Genomic DNA, 17,678 nt, shown 5'->3' on the forward strand with positions numbered 1-17,678 from the left:
ATCCATCGCGAAGACTTTGCGTTTAATTTTTCTTTTTAAGAATGACCCGTTAACGGAGGTTTCCACTATGTATCGTCCCCACCTGATTCATTGTTTGAAGCTGGCTTTTTTCCCCGTTATCGCCTGTATTCTGCTAGCGGGTCATGCCAGCGGCCAAACGCCGACACGTATCATGCCACTCGGCGACTCCATTACCGGGTCACCCGGATGTTGGCGCGCGCTATTGTGGAACCAATTGCAGGACGATGGTTATTCAGCCCTTGATTTTGTCGGCACCCTGCCCACTCAGGGTTGCGGCCAAACCCACGATGGCGACAACGAAGGGCATGGCGGCATCCTCGCCACCAATATGGCCAACGCCAATCAATTGGTACCCTGGCTGGACGCGACCAACCCCGATATCGTCCTCATGCATCTGGGTACCAACGATGCCTGGAGCAACCGCAGCACGGCTGCAATTCTTTCTGCCTTTGATACCCTCGTGAACCAGATGCGCGCAAACAATCCCGCGATGATCATTCTGGTAGCCCAAATTATTCCCATGGATTCCGCGCGTTCGTGCAGTAGCTGTGCGCAAAACGTGATTGCCCTGAACAATGCCCTGCCCGCCTGGGTCGCCGGTATTACCAGCGCTGCATCACCCGTATTACTGGTCGATCAATGGACTGGCTTCAACACCGACAACCACACCTATGACGGCGTGCATCCCAATGCTGCGGGCGATCAATTGATTGCCGATAATTGGTTTGATGCGTTAAGCCTTGTGTTAGATGGCAGTGTGACATCCTCGTCAAGCAGTAGCGTTTCATCAAACAGTGCATCGTCTGTTTCGTCTTCTGCTGGTACGCAGCAATGCAATTGGTACGGCACTTTGTATCCCCTTTGTGTAACCGCCCAAAGTGGTTGGGGCTGGGAACAAAATCGCAGCTGTATTGCACGTTCAACCTGTGAATCACAACCGGCGCCTTATGGCATTGTCGGCGATACCGCCGCGAGTAGCTCATCGCTAAATTCCGTTTCCAGTAGTAGCTCGACGACCAGTTCAAGTAACTCATCGTCAGTTGTTGCCAGCTCATCGAGCAGTTCAATCACCACAGGTGGTAATTGTGTACACGTCGTTACCAACGAATGGAGCAATGGCTTCACCGGTGCGATCCGCATTACCAATAACGGTAGCGCCCCAGTCAGCGGATGGAGCGTTAGTTGGTCCTACACCGACAGCACCCGCCTTACTAACAGCTGGAACGCTGCTGTCTCCGGTACCAATCCTTATATAGCGACCAACCTTGGCTGGAACGGCAACATCCAACCGGGACAAAGCGTGGAGTTCGGTTTTCAGGCAACGAAAAATGGCAACGCGCCACATGCCATAAATGTAAGCGGTAATGTCTGCGAATAATTTTCTCGATGTTTATGTGAATCAACACAACTGGCTTTAAAAATCGCTGCATCACTCAAGCAGAATTTACGCGTTGCATCTATTCGTTTACAGGAGAAAACATTATGCGATTTGTATGGAAAATAATTTTTTGTTCGCTATTAACCAGCTTGCTACCCCTGCTGTCCACGTCTGTCATCGCACAGGACGCATCCTGCCGATACCGGATTACCAATGAGTGGAACAGCGGTTACATCGCCACAATAACCATTTCAAACCAATCAACCACCAGCGTCAGCAACTGGAGTGTGAATTGGGAGTACCAGGCAAATCGAATAAGCAATTTATGGAGTGCGATGTTATCGGGTAATAACCCCTATACAGCACAATCACTTTCATGGAATGGAACGATCGCGCCGGGAGCGAGCGTGGAGTTTGGATTCCAGGTGGACAAAAACGGCGGTGCTGCTGAACGCCCCGTCGTGAGTGGCGAAATCTGCAACACCTCATCATCGAGTTCCTATACATCAAGCTCGCATACATCCAGTTCCACTGCTAGCTTCAGCTCGAGTTCGGCAGACTACGGTTCTTGTCCATTTACCGGGGTTGAGTGCGTGTCTCTGAGCGGCAGCTGGGAATATATTTGCGCACCCGGCTGCACTAGCCAGGGACCTGCACCCTGCATCTCTGCGAACATGTGTAGAACTTACGGCAACTCAAGCAGCATCACTAGTTCGTCACCAGCCAGCTCCTCTGAGGCAAGTTCGTCTGAGGCAAGCTCGGTGACAAACAGCACAGGATCTTCAAGTAGCCTCGCGATGTGCCCATTTACCGGCTACGAGTGCCAGGATATCAACGGAAGCTGGATGTACATCTGCGCACCAGGGTGCACATCTCAGGGAAATGCTCCTTGTGGGCCAATCTCGCAATGTCGTTTCAATATCAGTTCGTCTTCAGGTATTTCCAGTTCACACTCATCCAGTAGTAGTTCCTCACCTAGTTTAAAAAACCTTGCCGGATTCCCGATAGGTGTTGCCGTGTCAGCGGGTAGTGAAACCAATAGCATATTTCGCAACGATGGCGGCATAGACCGGACGCTGATTCAACAGCATTTCAGCCAGCTTACCGCCGGCAATATCATGAAGATGAGTTATCTTCATCCGAGTGAAAACACTTACACCTTTGAGCACGCTGATCAGCTGGTTAACTTTGCTCTTGAAAATAATATCTCTATTCACGGCCACACGCTGATCTGGCATTCGGATTACCAGATCCCCACCTGGATGAAAAATTACACTGGTGATTACGCGACTCTGTTGCAGGAACACGTGCAAAACATCACCAGTTACTACGCAGGACGCGTGGTGAGCTGGGATGTTGTTAACGAAGCATTTGCTGATGACGGCGACAGCAATGCAATCAATGGTTATCGCAATTCGTTGTGGTATCAGAAACTTGGGCCGGGTTATATCGAGCAGGCATTCATCGCTGCTGATGCAGCCGATCCGGTAGCAGATCTTTACTATAACGATTACAACCTCGAAGGCGGACAGCAAAAATTCGATTACGTATTAGCAATGGTCGATGACTTCAAAGCGCGCGATATTCCAATAGATGGTGTTGGTTTCCAAATGCATATCAACATAGAGTGGCCGAGTGAGTCGCAAATAAAAAATGCTTTCCAGCAGGTGGTCAATCGCGGCCTGAAAGTAAAAATTACCGAGCTGGATATACCGGTTAACACCTACGCCAATCCTGACAAATATCAAACCTTTACCGCTGAAGCGGCTGAGCGTCAGAAAGATAAATATCGTGAAGTCGTTGCAGCCTACCTGGATGTGGTTCCACCCGAATTGCGGGGCGGCATTACCGTATGGGGCTTGTACGATAGCGACAGCTGGTTGATCGATCTGCACGGGCGACCGGACTGGCCATTGTTGTTTAACGACCTCAGGCAGGCGAAGCCCGCTTTTGATGGTTTCGTGGAAGGCTTATCGGATTAACTATTTATCAATATTTTTTGGACACTCAATCAGTTAAAACAATAACGACCGTTGAGACGCCACTCCTACACCGCTCGGCGTTGAACCTGATCAGCGTCGAGAGTGATAAAAACCACCGTAGTCGCGCTTAAGGCTTCAGCGCAGGGTGTATAACAAGCTGTAATAACTCCAATAAGGCATACAGGAGAATAACAATGATAGCGTTTAAAAAAATCGCCGGTTTTTCGGTTGCGATGTTTGTTTTAATTTGTGCGGTCGCACAACAGGCAAGTGCACAAGCTAATTGCAGTTACCGTATTACCAACGAATGGAATACCGGCTACACCGGTGCAATTACTATCAGCAACAACGGTTCCAGCTCGTTAAACGGCTGGAGTCTCAGCTGGCAATACAACAGCAATCGCATCACCAGTTCGTGGAATGCCAATATCACTGGTAATAATCCTTACACCGCAACGGATCTAGGTTGGAATGGCAACGTTCCTGCCGGTGCCAGTGTGGAGATTGGCTTTCAGGTGAATAAAAACGGTGGCAGTGCCGAAATGCCGACATTGAATGGTGCTGTCTGTTCCGGTGGCAACAATAATTCTTCCGCAACCAGTAGTGTAAGCAGTTCGCCATCAAGCAGCGCATCGAGCCAGAGCGTGGCACCGTCATCCAGCGCGAGCTCTATCAGCTCATCGTCAGCCAACAACAACGCGGGGCAGCAATGCAACTGGTACGGCACTTTGTATCCCTTGTGTACCAATACGCAAAGTGGTTGGGGCTGGGAGGCGAATCGCAGTTGTATTTCGCCCAGCACCTGTAGTTCGCAACCGGCGCCTTACGGCATCGTTGGAGGAAATAATTCGTCCAACAGTTCAAGTGTCGCGACATCTTCAAGCAGTTCCGCCGGTAACCAGGGTTTTGTCAGTACCCATGGGCAACTGCGTACCAGCGGCAATCAACTGATCAACAAAAACGGTACCGCTGTTCAGTTACGCGGTATGAGTTCCCACGGGCTGCAATGGTATGGCGACTACATGAATCTCAGTAGCATCCGCTGGTTGCGCGATGACTGGGGTATCAATGTGATTCGTGCGGCTATGTATACCGCCAGCGAAGGTTACATCGAAGATCCTTCAGTCAAAAATAAAGTATTTGAAATTGTCGATGCCGCGATTGCGCTGGATATTTATGTGATTGTCGACTGGCATATTCTCAGCGATGGCAACCCGCAACAATACAAAGCGGAAGCGAAAGCATTTTTCAACGAGGTCGCGCAGCGTTACGGCAACACACCCAACGTGATTTATGAAATTGCCAACGAACCCAACGGCGGTGGCGTCACCTGGAATGCGGCGATTCGCCCTTATGCCCAGGAAGTCATTCCGGTGATTCGCAATCACGCACCGAATAGTCTGGTCATTGTCGGTACGGGTACATGGAGTCAGGACGTTACTGATGCAGCGGCCAATCCGGTGAGTTTTCCGAATGTCGGCTATGCGATGCATTTCTATGCGTGTACTCACGGCCAATGGTTACGCGACCGCGTAGATCAGGCACGCGCGCAAGGCGCGATGATTTTCTCTACTGAATGGGGCACCGCCGACGCCACTGGCGACGGCAGTGTGTGTGAAAACGATACCCGTACCTGGATTAATTTCCTGAATCAACGCGGAATCAGCTGGATTAACTGGAGCATTACGCCAAAAGAGGAAGGCACCGCTGCGCTGACCCCCGGCGCCAGCACAACAGGTAACTGGTCCGCCAGTGACCTGTCGCCGTCAGGCACCTTGGTGAAATCACTGATGCGTCAATAAGAACGTAAAGTGACATAAAAAATACAAAGGGATTTGACAAAAAAATCCCCGCTATTCGGCGGGGATTTTTTTATTGGAATATCAGTGACACATCATCTTGTAAGCAAATTGCGCATCCAGGAAATTTGCCATCATCGTTGCGGTCGGTTTTGCCCAGGGATAAAACAACCAGAAACTGTGCGGTGCATCCGAAAATTTTTCAGCATGATAATTAATCTTGGCTTCCTCAAGCCGCTTGATCATCTCCGCTTGCCCCACACTGAAACGCGCCTGTGAACTGTTGATAAACAATACCGGCGGCTTGCCTTTGCTTACGTGATAAATCGGCGAGGCCTCGTGCCATAAAGCGGTTTTTGTCGCATAGTTTCCACCAAACCATTGACCGGCCGACGAGGGATTTTTGCGCGGATCATCTTCATATTTGCGTGCTTCTTCCGACGTGAAATCCGACAAGCCATCAATGTTCACCACCGCTTGCACATCACTGGTAAAGATACTGCTCTTAGCCTGCGGATCAAATTTTACGTCACCGTTTGTCATACCGACCAAAGCAGCGATTTGTCCACCTGCAGAACCACCAGCCACAGCAATACGTTCCGGATTGACACCATAGGTTTTCGCATTCTCGCGCAACCAGCGAACCGCCGCTTTCACATCATGAATCGCAGCAGGATATTCAGCTTCCGGCGATAAGCGATAACTGATAGTCGCCGTCACATAACCGCGCAACGCTAATTGGTGGGCCAAGGGCATCATATTTTCACGATAACCAGCCCGCCAGCCACCACCGTGTACCAACACGATAGCTGGCCGCTGATCCGCCATGGTGGGTTCGGGGGCATAGAGGTCCAACTGCAATTCCCGCGCGCCGTAGTTAACGTAGGTCAGGTTTTTAAATGCAAGTATGCCTTCCGGCAATTTGCCGTCCAGCATGCGCATTTGCGGAAAATCCTTCACATATTTTGTGTAGGTATCAGCCGGAGTGTAAGTATTTTGAGGGTCATTGACCGAGGTGATGGGTGCGGTGGTTGAACAACCAAGCATTAATGCCAGCGCAACGCTGCCAGCCAGAGTAAAGATAACGGTAACGCAATGCCGAAGGATCATATGGACTATCTCTTATTGTTGACCGATTACTGGAACCGGAAACAATAAAGCACCAAGCGCCATAAGGCCAGCCAGTTCATAGGTAAAGATAGTCTTAGTGACAGGTCATACGGTACTTGAACTGCAAATCCAGAAAGTCAGCGGTGATATTGGCTGCCGGGCTCACCCAGGGCTCAAACAACCAGAAAGCATGCGGGCTACCGGAGATTTCCTCCATCCGATGCGGCACCCGGAAGTGCACCAGGCGCCGGAGCACTTCATCCTGCCCCGCCCGATAGCCCGGCTCGCCGCTATTCAACAACAATACAGCCGGCATCCCTTTACGGACGAGGTTCACTGGCGACGCCTGATGCAGTAAAGCCTCCTGTTGGGCCACCTCGCCGCCGAGCCAATAACCGATTGGATCGGGATGCCCGGTTTCACTTTTCAGCATCGCGGGATCAAGCTGCCAAGGACCATCAAGATTGAGAATAACCTGCACCTCGGCCAACTCAACCGCCGTCAATCCAGCCAAGGCCGCTACCACCCCACCCGCGCCAGCCCCACCTAATGCAATATGCGATGAATCGACTCCGTAAGGTTCCGCATGCTCACGCATCCACCGCACAGCAGCCTGGGCATCCTCCACCGCCGCCGGGTAAGGCGCTTGCGAAGCCAAACGATAATCGATAGTGGCAACAACATAACCGCGTAAAGCCAGGCTTATCGCAAGAGACGTTAAATGCTCCCGCTCACCACCCAACCAATCACCGCCATGCACCAAAACAATACCCGGCCGCAACTCATCCATCGTCGTCCCCGGCGCATACAAATCCAACTGCAAATCACGCGCACCTCGTTGGATATAAGTGAGATTTTTAAACTCAGCAATACCCTCCGGCACAACGCGACTGGCCAGCTTGATGTAGGGATAACGTTTTACTTGCTCGCGAAAGATATCATCGGAAGTGTAGTTAGACGATTGATGCGGAACAGCGGTGCAAGCAGCCAAAAATACGTTAAGCAACGTCAGAAAGAGCAAACGCACATTCGAGAATTTTTTCGTTTCGACACTCATTGCAGAAACCCTTGGTTGTTATTTTTATTGATGTATTTTTCAGGAGTTCAATAGAGCATTAAAGTTCAGGCAGATGAAGTCACAAGATCACGTTTTTGCGATAAAGCGGTAATCAATATTATTTTTAGGAACGAGTTAAACTCAATTTTCATCAATAAAAAAACCAGCATTTGCGCTGGCTTTTTTATTATCTGTCTTGGAACTCGCACTATGCGAGTTTGGCGTTAAGGCGTTGGTTTCGAAACCCTCAAGTCAGGGACGACTTGAGGGAGCTACAAGGATGATTCATTCGCCACATCCTTGTGGCTCACCCTACGGGCAGCTTCGCTGTGCAAATTGGCTATCCTGCCAATTTGTTATGCGTTTTTGAACCAAAGCCCCCAACGACAAACGGATTAAAGTCTACGAATATTACAAAACCAAACGCCGAATATCCGCAATCACACCAGTCAAGAACGTAAAGAACCGACCAGCATCCGCACCATTCACCGCACGATGATCGTACGACAAAGAAATCGGCAACATATTACGTGGCACAAACTCCTTACCATTCCACACCGGCTTAATCTGCGCACGAGAAACACCCAGAATCGCCACTTCCGGCGCATTCACCATAGGCGTAAAACCACTACCGCCCATCGCACCCAGGCTAGAGATAGTAAAACAACCACCCTGCATCTCTGCTGGCATCAACTTACCATCGCGCGCCTTCTTGGCCAGGACATTAATCTCGTCAGCCAACTCCCACAGACCTTTTTTATCCACATCGCGCACCACCGGAACCAGCAGACCGATTGGCGTATCCACCGCCACACCGATATGCACATAGTTCTTCTGCACAATGTGCTCACCATCGTGATGCATGGACACATTGAAACTCGGCTCTGCGCGCAATGCGGCAGCACAGGCTTTCAACAGGAAAGGTAAGGGCGTTAATTTACTGCCGCGCTTTTCCGCTTCCGCTTTCAAGCCGGTACGGAAAGCTTCCATCTCGGTAATGTCCACATCATCCCATTGGGTGACATGGGGAACATTCAACCAATTGCGGGTCATGTTTTCAGCAGTGAGCTTTTTGATCTTGCTCATCTTGACCATTTCAATCTCACCGAACTTGGCGAAATCAACCGCTGGCACACGCGGAATACCTGAACCACCGCCTACCGATGCGCCGGATTGAACGCTGACGACAATGTTTTTCACATAGTTGCGAACATCATCTTTCAGCAGGCGACCACGCGGACCGGTGCCGGACACTTTGCCCAGATCCACGCCGAGTTGGCGACCCAATTTGCGCACTGCCGGACCAGCGTAAACATCACCCGTGTTCACCACCGTTTCAGTTTGTGCAGAAGCGGCTGGTGCAGCCTTAGGCGCTTCAGCTTTAGGTGCCGGTGTGCTGGTTTCAGTTTTGGCCGGCGCAGCGGCTTGTACCGGCGCAGCGCCACCTGAGGTGGTCATCACCCCGATAACCGAACCTTGCGATACCTTGTCACCGACTTTCACTGCGAGACTGACGATCTTGCCGGACGCAGTAGCAGGTACTTCCATAGATGCCTTATCAGTCTCAAGGACAATCAGTGAGTCGCCTTCTGCAACGTCATCGCCCGCTTTCACCGTCACTTCAATAACGTCAACATTTTCTGCGCCGCCGATATCCGGGACCGTGATAGTCACCTCACTGCTGCTCGCTGAGGCAGCAGGTGTTGCTGCCGCTGGTGCAGGCGCGGCAGCAGATGCTGCGCCGCCACTGACAGCCACAACACAAATGGCCGTGCCCTGGGAAATCTTATCACCCACATTCACCGAGATACTAACGATCTTGCCTGATGCAGTAGCGGGAACCTCCATCGACGCTTTGTCAGTTTCCAGCACAATCAGGGAATCGCCTTCGGCTACTTCATCACCGGGTTTAACGGTCACTTCAATCACATCCACATTTTCTGCGCCGCCAATATCTGGCACCGTAATGGTAATTTCGCTGGTTGCTGCAGATGCTTTGGCCGGAGCCGGGGCGGCAGCGGGTGCTTTGGCGGCAGGAGCAGGAGCAGCCTCGGCAGCGCCTTCTGCTTCCACTTCAATCAATACATCATCCTGCGAAACCTTGTCTCCCTCTTTCACCTTGATAGCGACAACTTTACCCGCTTTATCGGCAGGAATTTCCATGGATGCTTTGTCCGTTTCAAGCACGACGATGGAATCTCCCTCGGCAATTACATCGCCTACTTTCACGGAGATTTCAATTACATCGACGCCTTCCGCACCACCGATATCGGGCACTTTAATGGTTTGAATTGCCACTGTAACTCCTCACTTTCTGCAAATTCGATCAACTGTTATTCAATGCGAATACAAGAACGCCCTCTTTGTAAGAGGGCGTTGGATTTACACGCTCATCGGGTCCGCTTTTTCCGGATCAATCCCGAATTTCTTGATGGCCTTGGCGACGACGTCGGCTTTGATCTTGCCTTCATCTGCCAGCGACTTGAGCGCGGCGATAACCACGAAATAACGATTCACTTCAAAGAAATGACGCAATTTCGCGCGGGAATCACTGCGACCAAAACCTTCTGTACCCAATACGGTGTAGGTGCCGGGAACAAACGCGCGTAATTGTTCGCTGTAGGTTTTCAGGTGGTCTGTAGCAATAATTTTCGGACCGTCACGCCCTTCCAATTGTTCAGTAATATAGGCTTTGCGCGGCGCTTCGGTCGGGTGCAGCAAATTCCAGCGCGTGGCACGCTGACCGTCGCGGGTCAACTCGTTCACACTGGTCACGCTCCACACATCCGCTTCAACATCAAAATCCTTGCGCAGCAATTCAGCGGCAGCACGCACTTCGTTAAGAATGGTGCCCGCGCCCATCAACTGCACACGATTTTTCTTTTTGCTCTTGCCCTGCTCAAGCAGGTACATGCCTTTGATGATACCTTCCTGCGCATTCTCCGGCAGATCCGGGTGCTGGTAGTTTTCGTTCATCAGGGTGATGTAGTAGAAGCAATTTTCCTTGTCGCCGTACATGCGCTTGATGCCATCCTGGATGATCACCGCTAATTCGTAAGCGTAAGTAGGATCGTAAGTACGGCAATTAGGAATGGTGTTTGCCATCACATGGCTGTGGCCATCCTGGTGCTGCAAGCCTTCACCGTTCAGCGTGGTACGACCGGCGGTTGCACCCAGCATAAAGCCGCGCGCCTGCGAATCACCCGCTGCCCATGCCAGATCGCCAATACGCTGGAAACCAAACATGGAGTAATAGATGTAGAACGGAATCATGGGCACGCCATGATTGCTGTACGAGGTTGCCGCCGCAATCCAGGAAGACATGGAACCGGCTTCGTTGATGCCTTCTTCCAGAATTTGACCGTTCGATGATTCGTGATAAGACATCATCTGGCCAGCGTCATGGGGAACATATTTTTGACCTTCGGAAGAATAAATTCCGATGGTTTTAAACATACCTTCCATACCAAAGGTACGCGCTTCGTCCGGCACAATCGGCACAATATTTTTGCCGATTTGTTTGTCCTTCACCAAGGATGACAAAATACGTACAAAACTCATGGTGGTCGAAATTTCACGCTCACCGGTGGACTTCAGTTGTGCAGCAAATGCATCCAGATCCGGTGTTTGCAGCGCTTCGAAATCTGCCTTTCGCGCTGGCAAATAACCTTTCAATGTCTGGCGGCGCGCGCGCAGATATTGCATTTCCGGACTGTCTTCCGCCGGACGGTAATACGGTAATTTGGGAAGGTCTTCGTCGCTGATCGGTAACTCAAAACGGTCGCGGAATTTCTTGAGGCTTTCAACATCGAGGGATTTAACGGAGTGCGTCTTGTTAATCGCTTCACCGGATGCGCCCATACCGTAACCCTTGACGGTTTGCGCCAGAATTACCGTGGGCTGACCTTTGGTATTCACCGCTTGATGATAAGCGTTATATACCTTGCTTGCGTCGTGGCCGCCGCGCGCCAGATGAAGAATTTCATCATCTGACATATCGCTTACCAGCTCAAGCAGCTCCGGGTATTTGCCGAAGAAATGCTCGCGGGTGTAGGCGCCGCCGTTAGCTTTGTAATTTTGCATTTCGCCGTCGACAACCTCGTCCATGCGCTTTTGCAACAGACCGGATTTGTCTTTTTCCAGCAAACGATCCCAACTGCTGCCCCACAGCACTTTGATCACGTTCCAGCCGGCACCACGGAACACACCTTCGAGTTCCTGAACAATCTTGCCGTTACCACGCACCGGACCATCGAGACGCTGCAAGTTACAGTTGATCACAAAAATAAGGTTGTCGAGTTTTTCGCGGGTTGCCAGCGAAATTGCACCCAGGCTTTCCGGCTCATCACACTCACCGTCGCCTAAAAATGCCCAGACTTTGCGATCAGTTTGCGGTACCAGACCACGCGCTTCCATGTAACGGATAAAGCGTGCCTGATAGATGGCTTTGATCGGACCCAAGCCCATGGAAACGGTCGGGAATTGCCAATAATCCGGCATCAACCAGGGATGCGGATAAGAAGAAAGTCCACCGCCGTCGACTTCGCGACGGAAGCTATCGAGATGTTTTTCGTCGAAGCGACCTTCGACATAAGAGCGGGCATACATACCGGGAGAAACGTGCCCCTGGAAATACACCAGGTCACCCGGAACATCACCGTCGTTACCACGGAAGAAGTGATTGAAACCTACATCATAAAGCGTAGCGGATGAAGCAAAAGACGCGATGTGACCACCGAGTGCATCTTCATTGTCGTTGGCTTTCATCACCATCGCCATCGCATTCCAGCGCACAATGGAACGAATTTTTCGTTCCAGAACCCGATCACCGGGAAACGCAACTTCTTTCTCGGGCGGAATACTGTTGCGGTAGGGAGTCTGGATCGAAGAAGGTTGCTCAATACCTTTATTCACAGCCTTCTCGGAAAGCATTTTCAACAGGTATGCGGCGCGCTCTTTGCCACCGTGGCGAACAACTGATTCCAAGGCATCCAGCCATTCTTTCGTTTCAATGGCATCGATATCTTCTAGCATTCAAATCTCCTCAACTATGCGCGCTGTGGCACATATAAACGTAGCAACAGTATCAAATAAAGGAATTAGGAAGGGTGTAACCGCAGCTTGTAGTGTCACAGAAGTCATTGATTTCTGTAGGTTTATTGGCGGTTTCGCTCCAGCGTCGGAGCGAAAAAATCCCCGAATTCTTACATATATGGCGTTTTTTTACCAGCCCCGCTCCTTACACTGGGCTAACCACAGGAGCAGTGCGGAGCAAGCAAAAAACATTGCCCATTTTTTACACAGCCTATTTACGATTGCAGACAAGGTTGTCAAGGATAACGTTGTCGGTTGACAACGGCTTTAACCCTAAAAACAACGCAGGAAAATTCAACAAATTTATGGATACACCAGACTATCCAATTGTTCATGATAAACATCGCGGTCATTCAACAAGCGAAAGTTTTCTGTGTCAGACATTCGTTGCGACGTCAACCAAAGCCGCCGCTGTTTTTCGAGTATAACGCGCTGATAATAATTACCCAGTGATTCTTCAGTAATACCGGCGACAGCCGCTGCTATCTGTTGACGTCTCTCAAACTCTTCATCTTCGAGCAGAATACTTTCCCAATAGATTGCCGCCTGTTCTGTCAATGTGCGCGCCGGCTTTTTCAGTTCACGCACCAGGGATTGTTTATTTTCCGCTAAATGTTTGCCCAACACTTTTGCATAGTCCGTCAGGAAGCCATCAATTTCCTGCACGATTTGCGCTTCATCCGTCGCAGGTGATTGGACAACAAACACCGTTCCTTCAAGATCGCGTATCGGCATGGGGAAAACACTCACGATATAGCCCAGCTGTTTTTCGGTACGCAAGCTGTCAAAGAAAGCCGGCTGTAACATTTGCTGCAACAATTTCATGTGCGCCGTATCAACGATACCTGGCTGCAAGCTTTGGATATATAACTGCACCACGCGATCATTGTGATCAAGGGTGTGACGGTATAACCAGGGTTTCTCCTGTTTTGCCGAAAGTTGATAAAGACGAGCGGTCGGTTCTGGTCTGCCAGTGCGTGCGCCGAGTAATTCATACTCTGCCAGTGCAGCAAGCTTAATAGCTTCCTGCCGGAATAAATTGCCGTACAACAATGCTTCCATGGTGCCGTCGCGCAACAACCGAGTTGCAAACTGGTGAAATTGTTCAAGGGTTTTGTTTTCCAGCCCGCTCACCAGTTCTTCGTTACTCCAATAGGGCTCGTAATGCAGCACCGGTATTTGCCCAGCCAGCACAATGTAAGGTGTGTTCTTGTTGTCATTGCGCCAGTTGCGAATCAACTCCTGCTTGAGATTGGCAAAACGCTCCTGGGTGAAGCGGCCTTTGCGAACCGCTTTGGCTATCTTGCTCAGCAGTAGTCCCTGACGACTGCTATAGCCATCAATGGAAATATCCAGGCCACGCGTGTTGGCGCGTACCGAGTAGTTCAAACCAGCCAGACGCGCCGGATAGGAAAATTCATTTAATTCGTCCATCACCAGCGCCGCAAACAATTGCGTCTGGGCTGCACCCTCCGCATTGGCCGCCACCAGTGGTAATTTTAAACGCAGGTTAATCCTGGCCTTGGGCACATGAAATTGTTGATCCTGCTTAAACCAGGCACGGGTTCGCTCATTGCGTATCACCACTTGCGGCCGATCCGCGATACGCGGCGCGGCACTTTCACTGGGCGTGGGCAACAGCAACTGGGATTTGACCGCCAGACGTGTCGGAATAAAAGCATTCGGTTCGGGAAAATATAATTTCTTCCGCACGCTCGGTTTTATTTCGTATTCTTCAAATTTGATTTTTTCAACGGCGTAAGGTGTTTGATAAAAACCGGATAGCCTGTCTGTGGTCAAATCCGGGGCAACAAACACGGTCATCACATTATCACTGCGCAGATAACTCAAGCATTGTTGAATTAATTTTTCATCGTAGGCGGTATAAAGAAAATCACCGCGCAGCACATCCTGCGGCTGATAGATGTGCATTACAGAAGCCAGACTCCTTACCGTATCAATCGGAGGAGCCTGTTCCTGGAAGCGAAAATCGATATCAGCCAATTCCTTGAGTTCGTTGTAGCGCCAGTCTTTCAGACCGCGAGCCTGCAATTGTTCAATCATGTAAAACATCAAGGGAACTATTTGATCGCGTGCTCGTGTCCCCTTCTCGGTCAGTTGAACAGTAATCTGGAAGAATGCGTCGTGGCGCGTACTGGCCCCCACACCGGCGCTCAGCCCTTCGGCCCAACCGAGATCTTTCAATAGGGACAGCACACTGCCCTTGCCTTCGTGTCCCAATAAATTGCCGATGTAATGCCAGGGTTTCTTGTTATAGGTATCCCAAGGTTCAGGGATTGGAAAAAGCATAGACAGTTGTCGTAGTTCTTTTTCCGGTTTTATGCTGATGGCGGCAGGAAGGAAATTCGCCGGAAAAAGCGGCGGATATTTATCTGCAAGTTCGACGGTGTGCGACGGAATATTGCCAAAGCGGCCCACCACCATTTTTTGCAGCTCATCCAGGGATTCTTTTCCGAGCACAACCAATGTCATGGCGTCAGCTGAATAATATTGGCGATAGAAGTCGATTAGATCATCGCGCACAGCATCATCTTCACGATCGGCGAGTGTCTCCTGGCTGCCCACAGAAAATTGGGCCGCCGGATGCTCCGGGTTGAGCACTTCGCGATACACATCGAGCATGCGCCGCGCATCATCGTTTATACGCGCCAGATATTCCGAATTCACTGCATTGCGCTCGCGCTCGACATAACCAGCATCAAATAACGGAGCAATAAAAAATTGGGCAAAGCGATCCAGCGCCGGATCGAGATAACCGCTATCGATATCGAAAAAATAATTGGTGTGTTCCGGTGCGGTAAACGCATTGTGGTTTCCGCCGTGCTGACTGATAAATGCCTGGTACTCGCCCGCTTCCGGGTATTTTTCCGTACCAAGAAACAACATGTGCTCAAGAAAATGGGCGAGCCCCTGGCGGTCGGCGGGGTTTTGGTTGTGCCCGATAAACACATCGAGTGCGGCGGCTGACTTTTCGGTATCTGCATCGGATACCAACAGCACCCGCAGCTTGTTTTTCAACGTGAGATAACGATATTCGCGCTCATCATTTTCGCTCTTGATGACATCAACAACGGCAGTCACCGCCGGACCATCATCAGGTACCGCCAGGTCTTCCTGCGCGGCAACCAAGCCGCTGCGCAGCAAGCACGCAGAGCAAAGTAACAACCAGTAAAGATGCCGGGCAAAACGACTTACGCTATTCATTAACACAATCACCTTCATTTAACGCGTTACCGGAGAACGCCTGGCACGTCCTGGCTTTGCTATAACGTTGTTTCCGATCTCTTGTAGGGTGCAGCACGGGGACCTACTGCACAGGATCTACTTTTTCCGCAGCAGATACAGATAGCAACCATCCTGCTCACAAAAACCCTCCAGGGCATGGCCGCTGATTTCCGCAAACGCATAAAAGTCACGCACCGACCCGGCATCCGTGGCTCTCACCCTCAGTAACTCACCGGATGCCAGCTCACGCAGCGTCTGTTTGGCACGCAGGAGCGGCAAAGGACAACGCAATCCACTGGCATCGACGTCCGTCGTCACAACATGTGTTGTGATCTCTTCATATGCAATGCGCGGCAACTGCTGATTTGGATCATTCATGCCAATAAAACCCGTTTATGCTATGGAACCCTGCCGAGTCCGGGTTGAACAAAGTTGGCGCATATTAGTCCAAAGCCTGTCTATCCGCCGGCCGTAGCCTTTGGCCAGCAAAGACGCTAGAGTAACGGCCGCTAGATCGCCACCCGGAGGAGTGCCAACAACTGTGTCTGTGTTTCGCAAAACCTTGCTGATTCCAATGATTCTCGCAAGCGGCATCGCTATGAATGCGGCGGCGGAGATAGAACTTCCGATGTTGGGAGACACCAGCTCCAGCATGATTTCACCAGTGCAGGAGCGTGTACTTGGGCAAAAGTGGTTGCGATTGTACCGTAGTCAGGTTCCCACGTCCTCTGATCCATTGATTATCGATTACCTCGAAAAACTGCTGAATCGGTTGGCGATCCACAGCCAGCTGGACAACAAAGACCTGGAATTGGTGCTGGTCCAGAACGATACCCTCAATGCCTTTGCCGTACCAGGCGGCATCATCGGCGTCCACACCGGTTTGCTGACCTATGCCAGAACCGAAAACCAGCTGGCGGCAGTTCTGGCTCACGAACTGGCGCACTTGAGCCAGCGCCATTATGCCCGCCAACTTGAACAACAAAAAAACATGGCTGCGCCCTTTTATGCCGGGATGCTGGCCAGTCTGGTGTTGCTCGCCACCAGCGGCTCCAACAGCGATGCGGGCCTGGCAGCCCTGGCAACCACCCAGGCAGCGGCGATTGATGCGCAATTGCGCTTCAGCCGACAAAATGAACAGGAAGCCGACCGCATCGGTATGCAAACCATGATTGAGGCGGGGTTAGATCCCTACGCCGCCTCCGACATGTTCGAAGAGATGCTGCGCGGCAGTCGCTATGGCCGCCGCCCCCCGGAATTCCTGCTGACGCACCCGATTACCGAAAGCCGTATCTCGGATGCCCGCAACCGCGCGATGCAGTATCCACGTAAGCAATACGACGATAACCTCGAATTCCAGTTGATGCGCACCCGCATTCGGGTCAGGAGTGAAGAAACACCGCAATTAGCGGTCAAGCGGTTTAAAGGCGAGGTTCAGGGAGACAGTGCATCGGCCGATGCCAGCCGCTACGGTCTTGTACTGGCTTATACCGATGCGCAGCAATTTGCCGAAGCCAGGGCTACGCTCAAACCCTTACTGGAAAAAGATCCCGAGAGGCTGAGCTATCTCATCATGGCCAATGATATTGAAGTGGCCGCCCGAAATTACAAGCCTGCACTTAAAGACCTGGAAGCCCTGCTGGATAAAAATCCCGGCAGTCATCCGGTCATCGTGCGCTACGCCGAAGCCCTGATGAAAGCAGGTGACTATGAGGGCAGTGCCGCCGTGTTAGAACGCTATTCACGGCAGCGCAATAAAGATGACTATGTCTGGTATCTGTTAGCAGAAGTCTACGGATTGGCGGGAAATATTCTCGGTGTGCACGAAGCACGCGCCGAATATTTTATTCTCAACGGTGTGTATGATCGCGCGCAGATTCAATTGCGCAATGCGTTAAAGCTGGCACAAGGCAACTTCCACCGCACTGCTTTACTGGAAGAACGATTGAAATACGTGGAGCGCCAGCGGCAGGAACAAAACTTTTAGCCCT

At 51.0% G+C, this 17,678-nt stretch carries 10 protein-coding genes and 1 pseudogene; 5 read left to right on the forward strand and 6 right to left on the reverse strand.

The genetic code is table 11. The features are described 5' to 3' along the window. Positions 1 to 67: 67 nt before the first annotated feature. The 4 genes and pseudogenes from CBR65_RS07675 (at position 68) to CBR65_RS22635 (ending at position 5,183) form a co-directional block, all read left to right on the forward strand. Complete coding sequence (locus CBR65_RS07675) at positions 68 to 1,399, forward strand: cellulose binding domain-containing protein (protein ID WP_087466312.1); 1,332 nt, start codon at positions 68 to 70, stop codon at positions 1,397 to 1,399. A 104-nt stretch (positions 1,400 to 1,503) separates the two neighbouring features. After that, positions 1,504 to 1,866: pseudogene (locus CBR65_RS22695) on the forward strand (cellulose binding domain-containing protein); the annotation flags it as partial. 537 nt (positions 1,867 to 2,403) lie between these two features. Then, the gene (locus CBR65_RS22455) at positions 2,404 to 3,381 is read left to right on the forward strand and encodes an endo-1,4-beta-xylanase (protein WP_369825660.1); all 978 of its coding nucleotides are present in this window, start codon (positions 2,404 to 2,406) and stop codon (positions 3,379 to 3,381) included. 194 nt (positions 3,382 to 3,575) lie between these two features. Further along, positions 3,576 to 5,183, forward strand: coding sequence for a cellulase family glycosylhydrolase (locus CBR65_RS22635; protein WP_087466314.1), 1,608 nt, complete (start codon positions 3,576 to 3,578; stop codon positions 5,181 to 5,183). Positions 5,184 to 5,264: 81 nt separating this feature from the next. Here the strand turns inward: CBR65_RS22635 and CBR65_RS07690 are convergent, their stop codons facing one another. From CBR65_RS07690 to CBR65_RS07720, 6 genes are all read right to left on the reverse strand, one after another. Beyond that, positions 5,265 to 6,290, reverse strand: coding sequence for an alpha/beta hydrolase (locus tag CBR65_RS07690; RefSeq protein WP_087466315.1), 1,026 nt, complete (start codon positions 6,288 to 6,290; stop codon positions 5,265 to 5,267). Between the two features lie 94 nt (positions 6,291 to 6,384). After that, positions 6,385 to 7,347, reverse strand: a complete 963-nt coding sequence (locus CBR65_RS07695; RefSeq protein WP_087466316.1) for an alpha/beta hydrolase — start codon at positions 7,345 to 7,347, stop codon at positions 6,385 to 6,387. A gap of 411 nt (positions 7,348 to 7,758) precedes the next feature. Then, on the reverse strand, positions 7,759 to 9,645 hold the full coding sequence (gene aceF / locus CBR65_RS07700; RefSeq protein WP_087466317.1) for a dihydrolipoyllysine-residue acetyltransferase: 1,887 nt from the start codon (positions 9,643 to 9,645) through the stop codon (positions 7,759 to 7,761). A gap of 84 nt (positions 9,646 to 9,729) precedes the next feature. Beyond that, complete coding sequence (aceE, locus tag CBR65_RS07705; protein WP_087466318.1) at positions 9,730 to 12,381, reverse strand: pyruvate dehydrogenase (acetyl-transferring), homodimeric type; 2,652 nt, start codon at positions 12,379 to 12,381, stop codon at positions 9,730 to 9,732. 363 nt (positions 12,382 to 12,744) lie between these two features. Further along, positions 12,745 to 15,666, reverse strand: a complete 2,922-nt coding sequence (locus CBR65_RS07715) for an insulinase family protein (protein ID WP_198300903.1) — start codon at positions 15,664 to 15,666, stop codon at positions 12,745 to 12,747. 117 nt (positions 15,667 to 15,783) lie between these two features. Beyond that, the gene (locus tag CBR65_RS07720) at positions 15,784 to 16,065 is read right to left on the reverse strand and encodes a sulfurtransferase TusA family protein (RefSeq protein WP_087466321.1); all 282 of its coding nucleotides are present in this window, start codon (positions 16,063 to 16,065) and stop codon (positions 15,784 to 15,786) included. Between the two features lie 163 nt (positions 16,066 to 16,228). Here CBR65_RS07720 and CBR65_RS07725 point away from each other — a divergent pair, with 163 nt between their 5' ends. Beyond that, positions 16,229 to 17,674 (forward strand): M48 family metalloprotease, encoded by a 1,446-nt coding sequence (locus CBR65_RS07725; protein ID WP_232461388.1) that lies wholly within the window; start codon positions 16,229 to 16,231, stop codon positions 17,672 to 17,674. Positions 17,675 to 17,678 lie beyond the last annotated feature (4 nt).

This window comes from Cellvibrio sp. PSBB006 (genome assembly GCF_002162135.1).
Taxonomy (GTDB): Bacteria; Pseudomonadota; Gammaproteobacteria; order Pseudomonadales; family Cellvibrionaceae; genus Cellvibrio.